The 20,536-nt window shown below is 53.7% G+C and carries 15 protein-coding genes and 1 pseudogene; 9 read left to right on the top strand and 7 right to left on the bottom strand.

Features of this window, described 5'->3' with window-relative positions; all coding sequences use genetic code 11:
* Positions 1-144: 144 nt before the first annotated feature.
* Both RJ38_RS18680 and RJ38_RS16430 read right to left on the bottom strand, forming a co-directional pair.
* A pseudogene (locus RJ38_RS18680) lies at positions 145-900 on the bottom strand (IS5 family transposase).
* 532 nt (positions 901-1,432) lie between these two features.
* Positions 1,433-1,624, bottom strand: a complete 192-nt coding sequence (locus tag RJ38_RS16430; RefSeq protein ID WP_039019952.1) for a DUF1674 domain-containing protein — start codon at positions 1,622-1,624, stop codon at positions 1,433-1,435.
* 82 nt (positions 1,625-1,706) lie between these two features.
* Between RJ38_RS16430 and RJ38_RS16425 the strand changes: the two genes are divergently transcribed.
* The 9 genes from RJ38_RS16425 to RJ38_RS16385 all read left to right on the top strand — a co-directional run bounded on the left by RJ38_RS16425 (position 1,707) and on the right by RJ38_RS16385 (position 13,491).
* Positions 1,707-2,966: an RsmB/NOP family class I SAM-dependent RNA methyltransferase gene (locus RJ38_RS16425; protein WP_039019951.1), complete on the top strand. Its 1,260-nt coding sequence runs from the start codon at positions 1,707-1,709 to the stop codon at positions 2,964-2,966.
* Positions 2,967-3,098: 132 nt separating this feature from the next.
* Positions 3,099-4,847 (top strand): heparinase II/III family protein, encoded by a 1,749-nt coding sequence (locus tag RJ38_RS16420; RefSeq protein ID WP_039019950.1) that lies wholly within the window; start codon positions 3,099-3,101, stop codon positions 4,845-4,847.
* A gap of 30 nt (positions 4,848-4,877) precedes the next feature.
* The gene (gene purH, locus RJ38_RS16415; protein ID WP_039019949.1) at positions 4,878-6,467 is read left to right on the top strand and encodes a bifunctional phosphoribosylaminoimidazolecarboxamide formyltransferase/IMP cyclohydrolase; all 1,590 of its coding nucleotides are present in this window, start codon (positions 4,878-4,880) and stop codon (positions 6,465-6,467) included.
* Positions 6,468-6,500: 33 nt separating this feature from the next.
* Positions 6,501-6,974 (top strand): signal peptidase II, encoded by a 474-nt coding sequence (lspA, locus tag RJ38_RS16410; protein WP_039019948.1) that lies wholly within the window; start codon positions 6,501-6,503, stop codon positions 6,972-6,974.
* An 89-nt stretch (positions 6,975-7,063) separates the two neighbouring features.
* Positions 7,064-7,606 carry a DUF3035 domain-containing protein gene (locus RJ38_RS16405; RefSeq protein WP_052245497.1) on the top strand — a complete coding sequence of 181 codons (543 nt, stop codon included), beginning with the start codon at positions 7,064-7,066 and terminating at the stop codon, positions 7,604-7,606.
* A 76-nt stretch (positions 7,607-7,682) separates the two neighbouring features.
* Positions 7,683-9,017 carry a M16 family metallopeptidase gene (locus RJ38_RS16400; protein WP_052245496.1) on the top strand — a complete coding sequence of 445 codons (1,335 nt, stop codon included), beginning with the start codon at positions 7,683-7,685 and terminating at the stop codon, positions 9,015-9,017.
* A complete protein-coding gene (locus RJ38_RS16395) occupies positions 9,014-10,315 on the top strand; it encodes a M16 family metallopeptidase (protein ID WP_039019947.1) in 1,302 nt (433 codons plus the stop codon). Before RJ38_RS16400 ends, RJ38_RS16395 begins: the two co-directional genes overlap by 4 nt.
* A gap of 66 nt (positions 10,316-10,381) precedes the next feature.
* Positions 10,382-12,271 carry a DNA mismatch repair endonuclease MutL gene (mutL, locus tag RJ38_RS16390; protein WP_039019970.1) on the top strand — a complete coding sequence of 630 codons (1,890 nt, stop codon included), beginning with the start codon at positions 10,382-10,384 and terminating at the stop codon, positions 12,269-12,271.
* The gene (locus tag RJ38_RS16385; protein ID WP_039019946.1) at positions 12,268-13,491 is read left to right on the top strand and encodes a DNA recombination protein RmuC; all 1,224 of its coding nucleotides are present in this window, start codon (positions 12,268-12,270) and stop codon (positions 13,489-13,491) included. The genes mutL and RJ38_RS16385 overlap by 4 nt, the downstream gene beginning before the upstream one ends.
* Before the next feature lie 49 nt (positions 13,492-13,540).
* Here the strand turns inward: RJ38_RS16385 and RJ38_RS16380 are convergent, their stop codons facing one another.
* The 5 genes from RJ38_RS16380 to RJ38_RS16360 all read right to left on the bottom strand — a co-directional run bounded on the left by RJ38_RS16380 (position 13,541) and on the right by RJ38_RS16360 (position 20,536).
* Positions 13,541-14,383: a DUF481 domain-containing protein gene (locus RJ38_RS16380; protein ID WP_039019945.1), complete on the bottom strand. Its 843-nt coding sequence runs from the start codon at positions 14,381-14,383 to the stop codon at positions 13,541-13,543.
* 525 nt (positions 14,384-14,908) lie between these two features.
* Positions 14,909-15,181 carry a hypothetical protein gene (locus RJ38_RS16375; RefSeq protein ID WP_039019944.1) on the bottom strand — a complete coding sequence of 91 codons (273 nt, stop codon included), beginning with the start codon at positions 15,179-15,181 and terminating at the stop codon, positions 14,909-14,911.
* Positions 15,178-15,666 carry a helix-turn-helix domain-containing protein gene (locus RJ38_RS16370; RefSeq protein WP_039019943.1) on the bottom strand — a complete coding sequence of 163 codons (489 nt, stop codon included), beginning with the start codon at positions 15,664-15,666 and terminating at the stop codon, positions 15,178-15,180. Before RJ38_RS16370 ends, RJ38_RS16375 begins: the two co-directional genes overlap by 4 nt.
* Positions 15,667-15,693: 27 nt before the next feature.
* Entirely contained in the window at positions 15,694-16,491 is a 798-nt protein-coding gene (locus RJ38_RS16365) for a helix-turn-helix domain-containing protein (protein WP_039019942.1), read from the bottom strand.
* Positions 16,492-16,960: 469 nt separating this feature from the next.
* Positions 16,961-20,536 carry a TonB-dependent receptor gene (locus RJ38_RS16360; protein WP_052245495.1) on the bottom strand — a complete coding sequence of 1,192 codons (3,576 nt, stop codon included), beginning with the start codon at positions 20,534-20,536 and terminating at the stop codon, positions 16,961-16,963.

Here is a 20,536-nt window from a genome sequence, read left to right as displayed (position 1 = left end):
GCTCCAGCACATGCAGAAAGGAACTTCTATGACAGCCTGAACACTGTTACTCTCGCCGCAGAATAGGAACTCAACTGTCTCCGATAAACCCGGTCTGGTTCAGTCTGATGCTAATTTATCAGCAGATTCTTGTAGGTTCAGGACTCATAACCAAAACAGCACGGTAGCTGCGAGCGCAATTGCGGACATAAATACGTTGGGGCCGCGATCATATCGAGTGGAGATCCGCCTCCAATCTTTGAGTTTACCAAACATACGCTCAATACGGTTACGCCGTTTGTATCGACGCTTATCATATTTCACAGGTTTTTTGCGTGACTTTCGCCCTGGGATACAGGGCTTAATATCTTTATTCGACAATGCCTTACGGAACCAATCAGCATCATACCCTCGATCTGCCAGCAGAAATTCGGCTTTGGGCAATAGATCAATCAAAGCGGCTGCACCTTTGTAGTCACTGACTTGTCCTGCAGTCATGACAAATCGTATGGGCCGTCCTGCGGTGTCGGTAACTGCGTGCAGTTTTGTATTCATACCGCCATTGGTTTGGCCTCTCAGCCTTTGACGCCCCCCTTTAAAGTCGCAGACTGGAAGCCGCACGGTGTGCTTTGAGATAAGTAGCGTCCATAGAAATGGTCTTGTTGTCAGGTGCTTCGGCCGCCAGGCCATTCATGATGTTCACAAAGACCCCAAGATCACTCCAACGTTTCCAGCGATTGTACAACGTCTTTGGTGGGCCATATTCTGCAGGTGCATCGCACCATCGTAAACCATTGCGATTGATGAATATAATGCCGCTCAAAACGCGACGATCATCAACCCGAGCCTTCCTCGGCTCTTTGGGAAATACGGCCGTAACCGTGTCATTTGTTCCTCGCTTAGCCAGTAAAGATTACTCATCAGCCCCCCCAATCAATAACAGAGGTGAATCACGGCCAAGCCTAAGCTGCAAGATAATTAATGGGTCCTGAGCCTAGGCAAACGAGGCCACATACGGCAAAAACGAACTGCAAATTGTCTGCAGACCCGAACCGTACCATGAGTGCGATCACCCCTGCCACATCCGGGATAGATTGAAAACTTGGGGTCAGATGCAACGCTTACGTTCACTCAGCCCAACACCTAAATCTGATGCAACCCTTCGGTCTGGTCAGGCCGCCGCCAATTGACCGGATTGCCCAGATCGCAGCGGCCCTATGATCCATCCATCGCACGGTGTGAATATTTACGTCGCTTGGGCGGATTATATCGTTGTGAGCGAGACGGGCATGTGGTGATTGATGGGGTGCACAATCTGTTTACACAAGCGCCAATTTGCCAAAAGCTAACGGCTGTGAGATTTATATATCTCGGCTGTCCAGACCCGATCAGCTATTTTGCACCCAGCATCTGCGGTGCGTGGGCAGTGACATCGGGTTGGGGGCAAGCTGCCTTAAAAATCGACCGCAATTCCCTTCTTTTCCCAATCGCCATAGCGGATGGGTTCTGGCCCTTCGCGTCCACCCAATTCTATCGGTAGTTCGGTGCGTTCTGCGGCTTGCTTGCGCGCTGCTGCTTCGGCGAGCGCACGGCCTGCGGGGGTGGAAAGGTCAAATTCTTCGGGTGGGGTGTCGGTCTCTGACATTGTGGTAACCTTTGTGCAGCTTGTGGTGTTGGTCTCTGTCATATAGGGAAACAAGCCTGACCGGCAAGCAAAGGGCACGGATATGGCAGAACAGGGACTCGCAGCGAGACAGGCGGCCGCAGCATTGTTGCGCGGTGTGATTATTGATGGGCGCCTTTTGTCAGAGCTGCCCGCCCCAAAGTTTGCCGACCCCGCGGATCTTGCGCGCGCGCAACGGCTTGCGATTTCCACTTTGCGTTGGGTGGACCGGGCGGATCGTCTTCTTGGGCGATACCTGCGCAAAATGCCTGCCCCTGAAGCGATGGTTTTGTTGCGTTTGGGTACGGTCGAGATCTGTGTTGAAAACGGTGCAGGGCATGGCGTGGTGAATGCAATGGTAAGCCTCGCACAGAAACATAATGACACCCGCCATTTCAAAGGGCTGATCAATGGGACGCTGCGCAAAGTGGCCGCAGAAGGCCCTGAGAAATGGGACAGTCTGCCAACCCCGCAGCTTCCAAAATGGCTGCGCAAACCGTTGATCGCCGATTACACCAAGCCAGTGATTGCACAGATGGAGGCCGTCCAAGCCACGCTGCCACCGTTGGATTTGACTCCAAAGGATGGGAACAGCGCGGCGCTTGCGGAACGATTGGGCGGCGAAGTGATGCCGGGCGGTTCCGTGCGCCTGCGCGCGTTTGCGCAAGTAAGCAAAATGGATGGTTTTGCGGAAGGCGATTGGTGGGTTCAAGACATGGCAGCAGCCTTGCCCGTGCAGCTGTTACAGCTGAAGCCTGGCGAAAAAGCGCTGGACCTTTGTGCTGCACCTGGTGGAAAAACCATGCAGATGGCAGCACTTGGGGCGGATGTGACGGCGCTGGATTTGTCCGAAAAACGGATGGCGCGTGTTCAGGAAAACCTTGATCGTACCGGGCTGAAGGCAAATTTGGTCACAGGGGACGCATTGGAACATCAAGGGCAATATGATGCGATCCTTTTGGATGCGCCGTGTTCTGCAACAGGAACGATGCGCCGTCACCCGGATCTGCCGCGTGCGAAAGATGGATCTGAATTCCCTGACCTTTTCGCCCTTCAAGAGAAGATGATTGATCACGCTGTGACGTTGCTAGCACCGGGGGGGCGTTTGGTATTTTGCACCTGTTCCCTTTTGCCAGATGAGGGCGAAATTCAGATTGAGGATGCCTTGGCGCGCAATGAGGGCCTTGAGGTGGTTCCAGTCGATCTGCCAAATCTGCCGTCAGATTGGCGCAGCGCTGAGGGCGGGTTACGGCTGCGACCTGATTTTCTTGCGGATCAAGGTGGGATGGATGGTTTTTACATGGCGGTCCTACGCAAGGCGTAATGTGTTTTCCCGGTGACAGGCCGTAACCTGAGGCTTATGCTGGCATAGCGGACGACATTTAGTCCGCATGATTCATTTATATTCATCGCAAGAGGCAAAACGCCCGGCGAGCGCAGGAAGACAGGCAGGCGCGTGGCAAGAAGCGAAACACTCAGTTCCAAATTGGTTCAATTGGCGAATCGATTGCAAGCACGGCGGGCCTCTCGGTCACGTCCAGCGACGGGATTTGTCTCGCAGCCTGAACCACGCACATTGGGGTCGTTTGCCAAGGGCCGGCAACTTTGCGCCGGTAACTTTCTGTTCGCAGGGCACCTGGTGGAAGCGCGCGATACGCTTATCTGGGACCTTGAAATGCCCTCGAAAGGGTTCGAGGAACAGCTGCATGGGTTCACTTGGCTTGATGATCTTGCAGCCGTCGGCGATCTGAATGCACGTAAAAATTCGCAGGCTTGGTTGATCGCTTGGATCGAACGCTATGGCGATGGAAAAGGTGCAGGCTGGACCCCGGATCTAACCGGTCGACGCATTATTCGTTGGATCAACCACGCGCTGTTTTTGCTAAATAGCATGCCGTCTGATCAGACGGACCAGCTGTTTTCTTGTATGGGACAGCAAGTGATATTCCTGTCCAAACGCTGGAAAGCCGCAGCCCCAGGCCTGCCGCGTTTTGAAGCGCTGACCGGGCTTGTTTATGCTGGGTTGGCTCTCAGTGGAATGGATCACTTGGTGAAGCCCGCAGTTGAGGCCTTGGCGAAAGAATGCGCTGCACAGATTGATGTGCAGGGTGGCATCCCGACCCGCAATCCCGAAGAACTGCTAGAAGTTTTCACATTGTTGACTTGGGCTGCTGCTGCCTTAACCGAAGCCGGGCGTTTGGCCCCCGCAGAACATATTGCCGCGATTGAACGCATTGCCCCAACTTTGCGCAGCTTGCGCCATTCTGATGGCGGCTTGGCAAGGTTTCATGGTGGCGGGCGCGGCATGGAAGGGCGCCTGGATCACGCTTTGGCATCTTCCGGGGTGCGGGCCAAAGCGCGCAATGGCCTTGCGATGGGATATGCCCGCTTGCAAGCAGGGCGGACCAGCGTTGTGATTGATGCCTCAGCCCCACCGCAGGGTGAGTTTTCGGCCAATGCGCATGCGTCAACTTTCGCGATGGAATTGACGTCTGGTCGTCGGCCATTGATCGTGAATTGTGGCTGTGGTCAGTGTTTCGGTGACGATTGGCAGCGCGCGGGCCGTGCAACGCCGTCTCATTCGACCCTTGGGCTTGATGGGTATTCTTCGGCCCGCTTAGGGGCACCCGGTTTTGTCGGCGGGCAGCGCCGCGAGCTGCTGACACAGGGGGCAAAAGATGTGCTGCTTGAAAATGCCAGCGGCCTTGAGGCGATCCATTTTCACGGCGGTCACGACGGCTATCGCAACAGCCATGGGCTGACTCATGTGCGTCAGTTGGACCTAAGCCAAGATGGTCGTGCCTTGATTGGTGAAGACACTGTGACCACCATCACCGATAAAGATAAGCAGTGCTTCGATGCGGCGATGGATCTTGTTCAGCTGCAAGGCATCGGTTTTCATCTACGGTTTCATTTGCATCCAGAGGTCGACGCGACGCTGGACATGGGGGGGAACGCTGTTTCCCTTGCGCTGCGCAGCGGTGAAATTTGGGTGTTTCGCCAGACAGGCAGTCATGGAATCAGCCTTGAACCCTCTGTCTATTTGGAAAAAGGCAGAATTAAGCCACGTGCGACGAAACAAATCGTTCTATCTGGTCGTGTTATGGGGTATGCCGCCCGCATAAGCTGGACCTTGGCCAAAGCACAAGACACGCCTACGGGGGTGCGCGACCTGCAGCGGGACGAGGCCGACTTCGATACGTGACCTTGTTCTGACCCAAGCCAGGAAACCCTGATGACCGATCTTTCCCCTATCCGCCGCGCCCTTATTTCTGTTTCTGACAAGACCGGGCTGATCGACCTTGCCCGTGCTTTGGCTGATCGAGGTGTTGAACTTTTGTCTACGGGTGGTTCTGCCGCAGCAATTCGCGACGCGGGTATTGCTGTGAAGGACGTTGCTGACATTACCAATTTCCCGGAAATGATGGACGGTCGCGTTAAGACCCTACACCCAAAAGTGCATGGTGGTTTGCTGGCTTTGCGTGACAATGACGATCACGTCGCCGCAATGGAAGAACATGGCATTGGCGCGATTGATCTGCTGGTTGTGAATCTTTACCCGTTCGAAGCTGCATTGGCACGTGGTGCAGATTACGCTGAGATGATTGAAAACATCGACATTGGCGGCCCTGCGATGATCCGCGCCGCTGCGAAAAACCACGGTTTTGTCACAACCGTTGTGGATGTTGAAGATTACGCTGCTTTGCTGGGGGAACTGGACAACAATGACGGCGCGACGACATATGCCTTCCGTCAGCAGCAGGCCCAGATCGCTTATGCACGCACCGGCGCTTATGATGCGGCTGTGTCCACTTGGATGGCCTCTGCGATTGGCAATGAAACCCCGCGTCGCCGTGTCTTTGCAGGTGAGCTGAAGCAAAGCCTGCGTTATGGCGAAAACAGCCACCAACAAGCGGCGTTTTATACGGATGGGTCTGCGCGCCCTGGTGTTGCGACCGCCGTTCAGTTGCAGGGCAAGGAACTGTCTTACAACAACATCAATGACACGGACGCGGCCTATGAATTGGTTGCGGAATTTGACCCGGCTGAGACCGCTGCCGTGGCAATCATCAAACATGCAAACCCCTGCGGTGTAGCAAAGGGTGCAACCCTGACAGAGGCTTACCAAAAAGCATTTGATTGCGACCGCACTTCTGCTTTTGGTGGGATCGTTGCGCTGAACAAACCTCTGGATGCCGAAACTGCCGCCAAAATCGTTGAGATCTTCACCGAAGTTGTGATCGCACCGGGGGCCTCTGAGGAAGCAAAAGAAATCTTTGCCACCAAGAAAAACCTGCGCCTTTTGTTGACCGATGCTCTGCCAGCGCCGCGTGCGTCTATCACCTCATACCGTCAAGTGTCTGGTGGCATGTTGGTGCAAGACAAAGACGTAGGGTATGTCGGCATGGACGATTTGAAGGTCGTGACCGAAAAAGCCCCAACAGACGCGCAAATGCAAGATCTGCTGTTCGCGTGGAAAGTTGCGAAACATGTGAAATCTAACGCGATCATCTATGTGAAAGATGATGCGACCGTTGGTGTTGGTGCTGGCCAAATGAGCCGCCTCGATAGTGCAAATGTTGCCGCGTCCAAAGCGCAACGTATGGCCGATGAATTGGGTCTTGATGCTAGCTTGGCTAAGGGCGCTGCCGTGGCATCTGACGCGTTCTTCCCATTTGCAGACGGATTGCTGGAAGCCGCCGCCGCTGGCGCAACTTGCGTTATTCAACCAGGTGGATCCATGCGCGATGATGATGTGATCAAAGCCGCAAATGATGCGGGTTTGGCAATGGTCTTCACCGGCATGCGCCACTTCCGTCACTAAGTAATTACGATCAACGGCCAGGAGTCCGACACAATGAAACGCATGTTTATCGCCGGGTTCCTGACCTTTCTGCTGGATCAGCTGTCCAAGCAATATGTCGTCGAATGGCTGGGTCTGAAAACCATCGGCGTGATGGAAGTTTTCCCGCCTTATCTGAATTTCCATATGGCCTGGAATTACGGCATCAACTTTGGCCTGTTCAGTGGTTCAGATTCCCGCTGGCTTCTGATTGCTCTGGCGCTTGTGATTTCTGCCTGGGTGGCCTGGTGGGTGCGCAGTGAGGGTGACAAAAAATGGATGCAGATTTCCGGCGGCATCCTGATTGGCGGCGCGCTGGGCAATGTAATTGACCGGGTGATTTACGGCGCCGTTGCAGATTTTCTGAACATGTCATGTTGCGGGTTTGAAAATCCCTATTCATTCAACTTTGCAGACATCGCAATTTTCATCGGTGCATTCGGGTTGGTGATGTTTTCTGGGGAACGAAAAGTGAAAAAATCCGCCTGAACGTGCCAGTATTTGCCGATGCCGCATAACAGCAGGTGACGTGCGTTGCTGTGCAGGGTATAGAACGAGAAAGACGCCAGGAGAGATCAATGCAGACCACTTTCATCAAGACCGCCTCGATTTTGGCTTTGCTGATGCTTCCGGCCGCTTGTGGTGGGGGGCGTGGCGAAGGCCCAAACCTGATGACATTGGGTGAATCAGGGCCTGGCCCAGATGAATTTTCGGTTCTGCCAACACGGCAATTGGAAACGCCCGAAGACCTGGTCACACTGCCAACGCCGACCCCTGGTGGAACAAATGTTACAGATCCGAACCCGGTGGCAGATGCTGTTGTGGCTTTGGGTGGGAGCGTGAATGCCCTGACGCCCAACGGTACAGTTGGGGCCGATGGCGCGCTGCTGTCTCATGCGTCACGCTTTGGTTATTCCCCAGATATTCGTGCGGTGACGGCGGCTGAAGACTTGGAATTCCGAGGTCGCAATCGCGGACGTGTTTTGGAACGTGCTTTCAACGTGAATGTCTATTTCCGCAAATATCGTCGCGAAGCGCTTGATCAACACGCTGAGCTAGAACGTCTGCGTCGCGCGGGCATTCGGACCTCCTCGGCGCCTGCGACTGGACCTGAAGAATAACGTGTTCGTGAAAGCGGAGACCTTTGAATTCTGTTCGCCTGTGGTTACCTTAGTTTGACGGATATATGAGGTTTTTATGCTCAATCGGATTTTGAAAGCTCTGGGTGTGGCGGCGTTGCTGCCCATGCCCGCCTTCGCTGAAACCACCACCAGTTTCACCCTTGATAATGGCATGGATGTTGTTGTGATCGAGGATCACCGCGCGCCCGTTGTCGTGCAAATGGTCTGGTATAAAGTTGGCGCAGCGGATGAACCTGCCGGCAAATCCGGCATTGCACATTTCCTGGAACACTTGCTGTTTCGAGGCACAGAAAACCTAGCCCCCGGCGAGTTTTCGGAAACCGTTGCTGCGAACGGCGGATCTGACAATGCTTTCACCAGCTGGGATTATACCGCTTATCACCAAAGGGTTGCTGCGGATCGTCTTGGTTTGATGATGCAGATGGAAGCAGACCGGATGCGCAACCTCAAAATCACCGAAGCAGACATGCTGGTGGAACGTGATGTCGTGTTGGAAGAACGCAACCAACGTACGGACAGTGATCCTGGGTCTTTGTTCAGCGAACAACGCAACGCCGCGCAATATTTGAACCACCCTTATGGTGTTCCGGTTATCGGTTGGCGTCATGAACTTGAGAAATTGAACGCACAAGACGCGCTTGATTTTTATCAAGAGTATTATGCGCCCAACAATGCGATCTTGATCGTTGCCGGGGACGTGAACCCGGATGAAGTGCTTGCGATGGCGCAAGAACATTATGGCCCGCTTGCGCCAACAGAAGGCTTGGAAGCACGCGTGCGCCCGCAGGAACCGCCGCAACTGTCGGAACGCCGCCTGACATTGGAAGATCCGCGCATTGGTCAAAGCTATCTGTTGCGCAGCTATCTTGCGCCGGAACGCGATGCGGGGGATCAGAAGACAGCTGCTGCCCTGACGATGCTGGCTGAACTTTTGGGCGGCAGTCCAACGACATCCTACATGGCGAAGCGTTTGCAGTTTGACGAACAAATAGCGGTGTATACCTCTGCTTGGTATAATGGCATGTCCTATGACGACACGACATTCGGTATGGTCATTGTGCCAGTTCCGGGTGTTTCCTTGGATGAAGCCGAGACCGCAATGGATCGTGTGCTTGCAGAATTTATTGCGGATGGCATCGATGCGGAACATTTTGAGCGTATCAAAATGCAGTCGCGTGCCGGGCAGATTTACGCGGATGATGATGTCGCATCCTTGGCGCGTAGATATGGCCAGGCGCTGACAACGGGTTTGACACTTGCGGATATCGAAGCTTGGCCAGAGTTACTGCAATCTGTCACCGCCGAGGATGTGCTTGAAGCGGCGCAGACCGTTCTTGATCGAAACCGCGCGGTTACGGGCCGTCTTGTCAAACCGGAGATCCTGCAATGATCCGATTTTTATCTGTTATCATGGCGGTTTTGTTGAGCGCCTTGCCTCTGCGTGCCGAGATCGCGATTCAACAAGTGACATCCCCCAGCGGAATTAAAGCTTGGCTGGTGGAAGAACATTCGATCCCCTTCACGGCTCTTGAAATCAGTTTCAAAGGCGGTGCCAGTCTCGAAGCGCCTGAGAAACGCGGTGCAACCAATTTGATGATGGCGCTGCTTGAAGAGGGCACTGGTGATATGGATGCTCGCGCGTTTGCCGCGGCCCGTGAAGCGCTTGCCGCAAGTATGAGTTTTGACGCGGGAGACGACAGCGTGTCGATTTCTGCGCGCTTCTTGTCCGAAAACCGTGATGAAGCGATGGCTTTGCTGCGTGGTGCAATTGTTGCGCCTAACTTTGACCAAACTGCGATTGATCGTGTGCGCGAACAGGTCTTGTCGAATCTTCGGTCGGACGATCAAGATCCTGGTAAACTGGCTGCGGCTCGCTTTGATGCATTGGCCTTTGCGGGCCATCCATATGCGACCTCACGTGATGGCACGCAAGAAACCGTAAGCGCATTGGTGCGCGATGATCTGATCGCGGTCAAAAATGGGTCGATTGCACTTGATAGGGTCTATGTCGGCGCGGTCGGGGATATCACAGCCGAAGAACTTGGGGTGCTGCTAGATACGCTGTTGGGCGACCTTCCCGCAGTGGGCGCGTCCATGCCTGATCATGTGGATTTTGGCGCAAATGGCGGGGTCGAGATTGTCGAATTCAACACCCCGCAATCCGTTGCCGTGTTTGGTCACGCGGGTATTAAGCGTGATGATGATGATTTTTTCCCAGCCTTTGTGATGAACCGCATTCTTGGGTCGGGGGGCTTTGCCTCGCGCTTGACGGAAGAGGTGCGTGAGAAGCGTGGACTGACCTATGGCATTGGGACGTATCTGGTGCCAAAGGAACACGCTGAATTCGTGTTTGGTCAGTTCGCGTCATCCAATGATCGGATGGCAGAGGCCATTGACGTTGTGCGCAGTGAATGGGCGCGTATGGCGCAAGCTGGTGTGACAGACCAAGAACTGGAAGACGCGGTGACTTATCTGACCGGTGCCTATCCTTTGCGATTTGACGGAAATGGGCCGATTGCAAACATCCTTGTGGGCATGCAGATGCAGGGGTTGGATGTTGATTACATTGCCACCCGAAACGACAAAATTCGCGCGGTTACACGTGAAGATATTGCGCGCGTTGCGGCGGAACTTCTTGATCCCGATGCCTTGCTGTTTGTGGTCGCTGGACAACCTGAAGGCTTATAATTCTTCTGTGGATTAACCACGCTTTAACCTGGTAGAATCGCGGGTGTTCATGCTATGTCTTGTGGTATGTCTGTGTCCGACCCCAACATAAGCCCTGCTTCCGTGCAGCCTGTGATCCGTCAGCTTGATGATGCCGCAATCAACCGTATTGCGGCAGGTGAAGTGGTGGAACGCCCCGCCAGTGCCGTGAAGGAACTGGTTGAGAACGCGATTGACGCGGGTGCCACGCGCATTGAAATAGCGATTGCGGATGGGGGGAAAACCCTGATCCGTGTGACGGACAACGGCTGTGGTATCGCGCCGGATCAGCTGCCTATGGCCCTGTCGCGTCACGCCACCAGTAAGATTGATGGCTCAGATCTTTTGAACATTCATTCCTTCGGGTTTCGCGGCGAGGCCCTGCCATCCCTTGGCGCAGCGGGCCGTTTGACGATCACATCGCGCGCTAAGGATCATGATGCCGCAACCATCCGCGTGGCGGGTGGGGCGTTGGATCCGGTTAAACCCGCCGCCCTTAATCAGGGCACAGTGGTTGAATTGCGCGATCTGTTTTACGCAACCCCGGCACGTTTGAAATTTATGCGCACGGATCGTGCCGAAAGCCAGGCGATCAATGATGTGATCAAACGTTTGGCAATGGCGGAACCCTGGATTGGGTTCACCTTGCGTGACGTATCCGGTGGCGGCGAAGGCCGTATTACATTTCGCGCGGATGCGGCCAGCGGTGACCTGTTTGAAGCGCTACACACGCGTTTGACCAAGGTAATGGGCGCGGAATTTACCACCAATGCGCTGAAGATTGATGCGGAACGCGAGGGGCTGACCTTAACCGGATACGCCGCTTTGCCGACCTACTCGCGCGGCTCTGCTGTGGCGCAGTTTCTGTTTGTGAATGGGCGTCCTGTGCGGGACAAATTGCTAATCGGTGCTTTGCGCGGTGCTTATGCGGATTTTCTGTCGCGGGATCGTCATCCGGCGGCAGCTTTATTTCTAGAATGCGAACCAGATCGTGTGGATGTGAACGTGCACCCGGCAAAATCCGAAGTCCGCTTTCGCGAACCAGGCCTTGCGCGTGGCTTGATCGTATCTGCGGTACGCGCCGCGTTGACCGAGGCCGGGCATCGCGCGTCAACCACTGTGGCGCAAGCAACGCTTGGTGCGATGCGACCTGAAACGTTCCCCCCGACGGCCCAAGATCCGCGCGTTTACCAGATGGATCGCAGGTCAGGTGGATATTCATCTTACACGCCATCGCCTTTCGCCCGTGAAGCCGCATATGCTGCCCAAGCACCGATGATGGACACGCCGGGATTTGCTGAGGCATCCATGCCATCAGCGCGATTTGAACCGGTTGCAGACCAACCCCAAACAGAGGCCCTGCCCTTGGGGGCCGCGCGCGCGCAGGTGCATGAAAACTATATCGTGGCCCAGACCGAGACAGGCATGGTGATCGTTGATCAACACGCCGCACATGAACGTCTGGTCTATGAAAAGTTGAAACATCAAATGGCGGAAAATGGTGTGGCATCCCAAGCGCTTTTGATCCCTGAGATTGTTGAGCTGTCAGATGGCGACGCGGCGATGCTTTTGGCGCGCTCTGATGATTTGGCGCGTTTCGGATTGACGATCGAACCCTTCGGCCCTGGTACAATTGCCGTGCGCGAGACCCCGGCCATTCTGGGAGAAATCAACGCGGGCAATATGTTGCGTGATATCTTGGATGAATTGTCCGATCTGGGCGAAAGCCAGCTTGTACAAGAACGTTTGGAAGCGATCCTGTCGCGTGTTGCCTGTCATGGATCCATTCGATCCGGGCGCCGGATGCAAGCAGATGAGATGAACGCACTGCTGCGCGAAATGGAAGCCACCCCACATTCAGGCCAATGCAACCATGGGCGGCCAACCTATGTTGAATTAAAATTGGCAGATATTGAAAGATTGTTTGGACGCACATGATCACCATCGGCGACAATACCTATTCCATCTCTGATCCTGCTGTTTTCGGCACGGTTTTACTGCTGCTTGTGGTGATCTTACTGTTTATCATGCTGAAACGCGCTGGGCGTTCCGGCGAGATGGCTGAGCAGCTTACGCGTCAATTGATGCAAATGAACGAAGATGTACGCACGCTTGGCAGCAATCAGCAGCATCTTGGCGGGCAGTTGCAATCTGTGTCGGATGTACAAGCAAACGCCCAGCATATGTTAAACCAGAAGCTCGATACGCGCATCGCGGATATGCAGCAATATATGGCGGATCGCCTGTCAGAAAACGCCTTGAAATCAGCGAATTCCATGTCTGAAATGCAAGAACGTATGAAAGAAACACTGCATGGATCGTCGAAACAAACCACGGCATCTCTGACGCAATTGCAGGAACGTTTGGCGACGATTGATAAGGCGCAAACCAATATTGAAAAACTGTCAGGCGATGTGTTGGGCCTACAGGATATCTTGTCGAACAAACAAACACGCGGGAATTTTGGGGAAATACAGCTGAATGACATTGTAACCCGCGCCTTGCCCTCGGACGCCTATACATTTCAGGCGACGCTTTCCAATGGCAAACGGGCAGATTGTTTGGTGCATCTGCCGAACCCTCCTGGGCCAATCGTGATTGATTCGAAATTTCCCCTGGAAGCCTATGAGGCCTTAGTAAATGCCGCCGGCGATAAAGAGGCGACCCAACGTGCATTAAGTGCGCTGAAGTCTGCGGTGCGCGTCCACATCAAAGCCATCTCAGAAAAATATCTAATTGAAGGCGAAACCGCCGATGGTGCGTTGATGTTTTTGCCTTCGGAAGCTGTCTATGCAGAACTTCACGCCCGTTTGCCTGATGTCGTGCGTGAAGGGTTTTCAGCGCGCGTTTGGATCGTATCGCCGACCACCTGCATGGCAACGCTGAATACAATGCGCGCGGTTTTAAAGGATGCGCGCATGCGTGAACACGCGGGGCGTATTCGTTCTGAACTACAGGCTTTATCGAAAGATGTTGGACGTCTTGGGGATCGTGTTGTGAACCTTGACCGGCACTTTAGCCTGGCGCAAAAGGATATTTCCGAGATCAAGACATCTAGCGAAAAGGCCCAAAAGCGCGCGGTTCGTCTGGATAATTTCGACTTTGAGGAAATCGCACCTGAGGCCGAACAAACCGTTGTGCCTTTGACCCAGGGTTAAATGCAAAAGGGCGACCCGAAGGCCGCCCTTTCGTTCATCTGAGCTTAGATCAGTTGAATTTGTAAACCAGAGACACACCAAATGTGTTGCTGGTGCTTTTTTGACCAGCTGCTGGATCTGTGTGGTAATCTGTACGAACGCTTGTACGCAGGGACAGTGGGCCAGACAGGGATACGTTCACGCCAAGGTCGTTTGACACAAGCGTATCAGCTGAAGATGACAGAATGTCAGTGTCATTGGTCAAAGACACATTGTCGTTCAAGCTCCAATAGACGCGGGATGCGACAAGGCCAGCCGCTTCTTCTGCTTTGACGCCAGCTTGTGTGCGGGTCACGCGGTAGCCCGGACCAGCTTGTACGCGCCAGTTGAAGTTGTCGTTGTCAATCAGGCGGTAACCAATACCAGCACCGACAAATGCATCTTCTTCAAATGCGCCAAATTCGTCTTTGGCGTAACGCAATTTACCAAAGCCATAGAAGCGATCGTTGAAGTAACGGCTTACATCGTAGGCACCAAGGAATGTGTTGGCAGTCTTCGCGCCGTTGCTTTCGCTATAGTTCTGGCTGAGGGTGAAATCGTGATCCCAATCCTGTGTGCCATAGCCAAAACGCGCGCCGATGCCAACATCAAGGGTGTCGCTGTTGCCGCTGGTTGCATTTGCAGATGCCGCAACGGATCCGCGCCAGCCCAATGGGCGGCGGTTGTTGCTGAAGCGGTCGGCATCGCGTGAACGGTTATAATCATCGCGGATATTCGTTTCGATGTCTTTGACAGCGTCTGAAGCTGCGTCAGAGGTGATCGGAACGCCAGTTTCCTGAGCGACGGCAGCAACTGTGCTGCCTGCGAGAACCAGCGCCAAAGCGCCTGCGAATTTAACTGTTTGATGTGTCATCGTTACTAAACCTTCGTTGTTTCTGTGTGACCACTCGTTTTGAAAGCGACCGCATGAGAGACAGATGATCGTCGCACCACCATCGCAGCAGGGGAAGAAACTTGGGTTTTCCCCTTCCGTCGGCAATCGTGCAAATTCCTGCTTATGGCTTTCAAATATCGGTCAAAATCCGCTGATTTTGCGGTGAAAAATCACATTTTGTTCATAGGGCTGGAATTCGGATCAGTGCATTCCTAGGGGTCAAATACGCGCTAGTGAAAGTCGCGAATGAGACACAAGCGTTTCGCCTGTTCGCGCGGCGCGTCATCCATTGGGCGGTCAAGTTCTGTCAGGCGATGGGACATGTCCCCCCTCCCGCACATGCAAGCGTGCCCTGCTGGGCATTTGAACGAAAGACGGCATAATTGAGCCGGGCGACCGGAATTTAGGCGGGACAGGACCACATCTCAGAAAAATCGATGCCGGGTGGGCAAGGCTGGTGACGCAGTTCGGGCGCAACGGAACTCACTACAGGAAGGGTAGAGACTACGTAGCCTTTTGTTGAAGCATGTTTTGTATCAGTGGATGGATCTCTGAGAGGGGGACGTCACCGATTTGGCGCTTGGCTTTCATGATGTCTGTAAATGTGTCGGCCAGTTTCTCCCAGACGACCATGACCTGATTTTTACCACCAAAAAATACGTCACGGGGCTGTTGAATATTCACCCCAACCATCAACACGTGATTGCGTGCAGGAACCGACGAGTGATGCAGCACGCTGAAGGAAAAATCCTGCAAGGTGGCAGCATGGCGGATCACAGAAAGGGTTGATTGCCATGAAACCGGGCCGTGGTGCGGGTGCCTGGGCCGGCATCTAGGTTGTGCTTCCACTCAATTCCGGAAAAATGAGATGCTTTTTCATGATGTTGCACCCGCATGAGCGAGGCCGAAACCTTGTTCACATCCGTCGCAGAGGCGCGCCATTCCAGATAATATCCACCCGGAAGCGCCCGAGGATCTACGGTTAGGACACGTGCCGGAAGATGCAGGATGTCAGAAAACGCATGAGAGATATTTTGGCTGTCGCCTTCCAAATCTGACAGGAGCGAAAAGAGAATACGTGCATCAACGTTGAAATGTCGGGTGATCCGGTAAAGAACATCACTGCGTGGCGTCATCGCACCATCTAGGTATTTCTGCAGTTGCTGTTTGCTGATCCCCAGGGCCGCGCAGGTTTTGACCAGATCTTTATCGCCCTTGATCGTGGTCAAAGCCCGTAGATTTTCTGCAAAGATCGTTGACATATCGCAACCTCAATTAAAAACGTCTTGTTAGGCTTTCAAAGCCGCCTGCAACAGTTCCTGTATATTTATAGGAAGATCTGCTGTGTGCTTACGCCCGCATTGGCGTGCGGCGGCTAGAATGCCGGATGTTGTTTGGGAAAGTCGTTCATAGACGATGCCCACCGCACCAGATGTGACCATAGTTGAATCCGATGCTGTCGTTGTACAGACGCCAAAAAAACTGCCCTCGCTGGACCGGTATCCAAGTTCGGGACGCAAAATAGTGCAGGTCAAGTTACGACGCCGTGCCATGCTAAAAAACGCGACCACCCCGCCTGCATAATCGCATAAAACGCCGGAATGCTCGCGCAAGCTGATCAATCTAGAGTTGCTTCCGGCGTCATTGTGAAACGCGGTTGGGTCAATGCCGCGTGCCACCTTAATACCTGATTGTGAGGTCACCGTCACAAGCGAGACATTCATGGTGTCCTTGAAGGCAAATGCGGGCTTCCAGACACGGTAAAACCCATCTTCCATACTGACGTTCTTGGGTGACAGGGCTGCTGCTGGCAGGCCCAAGGCTTGATTTAAAGGGATTTCAGGCGTGTCAATGCGATCGAGAGGGTCAAATAATATGCGCGCATCGGTTCCGAAGTATGCGCAGATCTCACTTAAGCGATCAGGAATAGGGGAAGACGCACCCGACAAATATCGAGATATTTGCTGGCGGGGAATGCCCGTATCCTCGCTCAATTTGGTCGCAGTGATGCCTTCGCGCTGAATTAGAACGCGCAAATTCGCGGCGAAAACAAGCTTATCTTCGGTTGAGAATATATCTTGCTTCATCGAATACCTGCGCAACTAGAAAGTGAACCTATTCTGAATTTATCACTTCTTTTAAGTTTTTAAACAGACGTTTTAAAGCGTGTAGCATATTTTATTACAAACATTCGCCTTATTCGCAATTGCGCCACAGAAAATACGTGTCTGGTCATGTTAGCACACGTTGAAAATCAGGGGTTTACGGGGCAATTTAAATTTAGAAAACAAATTCAATCTATGGACAACATCATGCGTAGAACAGACAACAACCAGCAACTGACACCCCTACATTCTTCCTGGGAAAACGGACAACGAGACGATCAAGACCCTGATCAAGACTCAGGTGGTCGCAACTGTGACGGATATGGTTACATATCTGCCTAAACACCGCGCGCACCCGGCCAGTACGTCCCCCAACGTTTAGGCCAAAGTTGCGCTTGATGCGCTGAACGGCAATTCACAATCTCAACCCGGCTGAGATTGTGAGTGCCGATCAAAATTTGGCGATGAGGTTCAGGAAGACACCACGGTTGTTATATTCAATATCCGTCAGATCATCTGAAACATTGCCCCATTCGTACCCAATGCCGATCTTGGCGTTGTTGCCCACGTGGCGATAACCCGCCAGCAATGCGCCGGTTTCGCGTGTATCACCTTCGGTGTGTAGAATGCGGCCTTCTGCCATCACGTCCCATTTATGTACGACGTGCCATTCTAACCGCGCTATCCCAAGGTGGGCGGTGGAAGAGCTGGTAACGTCAGTGGCGCGATCCGTGATTTCCGAAGATCGGTAACCATATTTCCCGCCAAGCGTGAACTGATCGTTTAGGTCATAATTCGCATCCAAAGACAGGATGTGGCTGCGCTGTTTAGGCCCGCTGGTGGAGCCCGAGACATTCACCTGATCAACACCTGGAAGATCATGCACAAATGCGTAGCGCATCAACATATTCAAGCGGTCATTCTCAGCAGGGCGATAGGCGTATCCAAGGCTGAATTCTGCGAATTCACCATCACGAAAATCACCGTCCGCACTGTCGGAAAACAGCGCATCCAGATTCGCCAGCAAGCGCCAATCATCAGAAACGCGGTTTTCGTATCCTGCGGATAAGGCCCAGGTCTCGCGGTCTTGCTTGATGCCTTCACCGTCATCTGTGCGATATTCCAAGCGCAAGCGCGCGTTTTGGTCGTCATGTCCAGCATAGGCAACACCAGCGGAATAGGCGCGGCGTTCAAAGTTACCATTGATGCTGTCGCGCACATCCCCTGCCTCAACTGCGGCAGACAGCGTCCAGGTGCTGTCGGGCGTGTAGTTCACGCCGTAAGCCCGCGTCAAAGATCGACGTTCCCCAAAGAGATCCCAGTTGTTTTCCATATAGGTCGAAACCTGTTCGGAAACGCGGTATTTCCCACCCAGCACCACTGTGCCCCGATCCTTGCCCGCAAGGGTATAACCAGCGCCTGTGCGGGTGGGATCAAGTGTATATCCAAGGTAGATTTCATTGTCAGCGGTTGGGGCATATCGCAGCCGCAATTTCCCACCAGCCCCCTGATCGCCACCGGAAACTTCGGCCAAAAGGCCGATTTTTTCTGACAGTTGGGCATCAACCCCGACGCCAATGCGATTGTCGCGGGCAAGACCGCCTGACCGAGAAACCGCCGCTTGACCAAAGCCATAGTAGGTGAGGTCTTCGGATGCTTCATAGCTGAGACGGGCACCCAGCTGGGTCAGGTGACCTGTACGGGTAGCGTTGCCAATGGTACGACGGTCTTCGTGGTTGATCCCGGTGGAAAGGGTCCAATGTTCATCGATGTCCCATGACAGGCGCAACTCTGCCTCGGTCAGGCGGTCTCCGCCTTCTTTTGTGAATTGTTCAAATTCGGCACCAAAACTTAAGCTGTCGCTTAGATCCGTTTCAACTTCAAAGCCAATCAGTTCTTGGTTCTTTGAAATCTCTTCGTTCAGCGTGCTGAAACCTGCGTCTTTGCGTTCATACCACAGATTGGTCTGTCCCGGCCTTTTCAAGCCAAGATCTGCGAAATCAAGCTGGGCGTTGAAGCGCAAAGCGTTTGCCGGGGCGCCGGTTCCTGCGGGCAATTCATCCAAAGTTAGGCCGCCATCTGTGGACACGGTGCGCGCAAACCCAGGACCTTCAGTACGGACAATTTCGGCTTCAACGAAGCTTTGGCCAAATTCATACCGCAGATCGGCACCTGCGGTTTTTTGATCGGCAGCACCGGTTTCGTCATTGCTGGCACTTACGCCAACCCGCAGAGAATCGTTGATCCAAGTTTCTGCACGCCCCCCAAAAGAGCTGCCGTCAAGTTTGGCACCACCCGGAGTGTATTCATATAGCGCAACGAGGTTCACGTCGTAATCACCTCCAGCACCCTGCACCAAACCGCCATCGGATGCCGAGGATTGCAGTGGTTTGCTAAGGACAACAACACCTTGGATGTAATCAATTTCGTAATCTTGGCCGGCAATCAGGCGTGTCGTTTTCACAACGCGACCTGTATCAGGATCGATGATTTGAACTTGCAGGCTTTCAGAGGCACCGTTGATATCTTGGTGTGACAGGAAGTAAACGGATCCGCCTGAGCCACGCAGAATATCACGTTGGGGCAGGGTATCAGGCGATGCGGCATAGACCGTAATCTGGCTGCGAGGCGCGCCATTTTCCGTGACTGATGGCGCGGTATAGCGCAGCTCGGCCCCGTATAAGTCACGCGACTGGGCCAGCAGGCTGTCTTCGTTCAGATTGTTGCGAAAATCGCCCCAGGTGAAGCGCAGACGATCATTTTCCGCCCGAACATAGAAACGTCCAGAGGTTGGCGTATTGTCATAGGCGCTGCTGTCATCACCATAGGTCGGATAAAGATCTTCAGGATCAAGACGTTGAATAACGTGACGCGGGTCTTTGTCGTTCAAGCGGCGGAACATATCCTTCAAGTCACCTTCACCGGTATCAAGCGATGATGTCACCCGCCAACCGCTTTCAGTACGGCCATCAACATAATATGCCAGACGCCCTTCGCTATAGTTCTGCTTGAAATCGGGGTCGGCCTCGGCGGCGTCATCGCGAATTTTGTGACCGAACGTAAGATCAGCAAGGCCGACATAGAACCATTCCGACGTTGGAATTTCCACATCACGGTGGATCACCTGATTGCCAAAGCTGAGATCCACCACATGGTCGCCTGCGGGTAAAATGCGGCTGACAACGAACTTACCGCTGCCATCAACGGGTACGTTATCGCCCATCACACGCACCATAGAGCCAGGCTGAAACCCTTCGCCATTGGCAATCACGCGGCCACCTCTGAGAGGGATGTTGCGCAAGCGGGTGCGATCTTTGCCTTCGCCCGCCGCGATCACAGGGGCATTGGTCTTGTGGGTTGGAAACGCAGTGCTGGCACGCGTTACAGGCAAGGGCGCTGTTTCATCAAAGCGCCCCTGAGCATCATAAACCCTTAGGGTATATGCGAAATCTCCGCTGCCATCTGCTGGCATGGACCAGCTGACACTGTCATTCGTGCCCGCAGGAAGTGTTGCGATGATGGGGGTGCCGCGCTGGGCTGTATCACGAATTTGTATTTCGGCACGCTCAATATAGGCGGGGTAATTGGTTGACGTGCGGAAGCGCACCACATCGCCCGCTTGGAACCCAGCCCGCAGATCTGTGGTCGCGACATTCAACAGGCGCTGATGTTGCAAACCATCATAGCGCAATTGCATGTCTGCACGTGCGATGTTCAGGTCTTGATTGCGTCGTGGGTTGACCGGGGGCGGCGCCCCGATGAAGGGTTCATTGTCGATCGAGATCGCGAAACCAACGGTATCGAAATGCTTGGTGGTGTGGATTTCACCCAGTTCGATGTTGCGCCCAGCCGACTGGCGCACGACGGAATTATTGACCGAACATGTGTCACCGTTATCCACGTCGCAGGGCGTCGCGGTCTGGGCATAACCTGCAACGGCAATCAACACAGAGGCAGTTACGGCGGAACCTGTCAGAAGGCCACGCAAGCGCGGCTTTGAGAGGGGGAGTGTTGGAATATGTTTCAT

The organism is Halocynthiibacter namhaensis (assembly GCF_000812685.1).
GTDB classification, from domain to species: domain Bacteria; phylum Pseudomonadota; class Alphaproteobacteria; order Rhodobacterales; family Rhodobacteraceae; genus Halocynthiibacter; species Halocynthiibacter namhaensis.
The sequence above is the reverse complement of the archived record's forward strand: the minus strand, read 5'-3'. Positions and strand labels throughout refer to the sequence as shown.

Bases quoted from the DNA above. Each gene is read 5' to 3' on its own strand.
- RJ38_RS16430 (WP_039019952.1), bottom strand. From the start codon at position 1,624: ATGTCAGAGACCGACACCCCACCCGAAGAATTTGACCTTTCCACCCCC.
- RJ38_RS16425 (WP_039019951.1), top strand. From the start codon at position 1,707: ATGGCAGAACAGGGACTCGCAGCGAGACAGGCGGCCGCAGCATTGTTG.
- purH (WP_039019949.1), top strand. From the start codon at position 4,878: ATGACCGATCTTTCCCCTATCCGCCGCGCCCTTATTTCTGTTTCTGAC.
- lspA (WP_039019948.1), top strand. From the start codon at position 6,501: ATGAAACGCATGTTTATCGCCGGGTTCCTGACCTTTCTGCTGGATCAG.
- RJ38_RS16405 (WP_052245497.1), top strand. From the start codon at position 7,064: ATGCAGACCACTTTCATCAAGACCGCCTCGATTTTGGCTTTGCTGATG.
- RJ38_RS16400 (WP_052245496.1), top strand. From the start codon at position 7,683: ATGCTCAATCGGATTTTGAAAGCTCTGGGTGTGGCGGCGTTGCTGCCC.
- RJ38_RS16395 (WP_039019947.1), top strand. From the start codon at position 9,014: ATGATCCGATTTTTATCTGTTATCATGGCGGTTTTGTTGAGCGCCTTG.
- mutL (WP_039019970.1), top strand. From the start codon at position 10,382: ATGTCTGTGTCCGACCCCAACATAAGCCCTGCTTCCGTGCAGCCTGTG.
- RJ38_RS16385 (WP_039019946.1), top strand. From the start codon at position 12,268: ATGATCACCATCGGCGACAATACCTATTCCATCTCTGATCCTGCTGTT.
- RJ38_RS16380 (WP_039019945.1), bottom strand. From the start codon at position 14,383: ATGACACATCAAACAGTTAAATTCGCAGGCGCTTTGGCGCTGGTTCTC.
- RJ38_RS16370 (WP_039019943.1), bottom strand. From the start codon at position 15,666: ATGTCAACGATCTTTGCAGAAAATCTACGGGCTTTGACCACGATCAAG.
- RJ38_RS16365 (WP_039019942.1), bottom strand. From the start codon at position 16,491: ATGAAGCAAGATATATTCTCAACCGAAGATAAGCTTGTTTTCGCCGCG.
- RJ38_RS16360 (WP_052245495.1), bottom strand. From the start codon at position 20,536: ATGAAACATATTCCAACACTCCCCCTCTCAAAGCCGCGCTTGCGTGGC.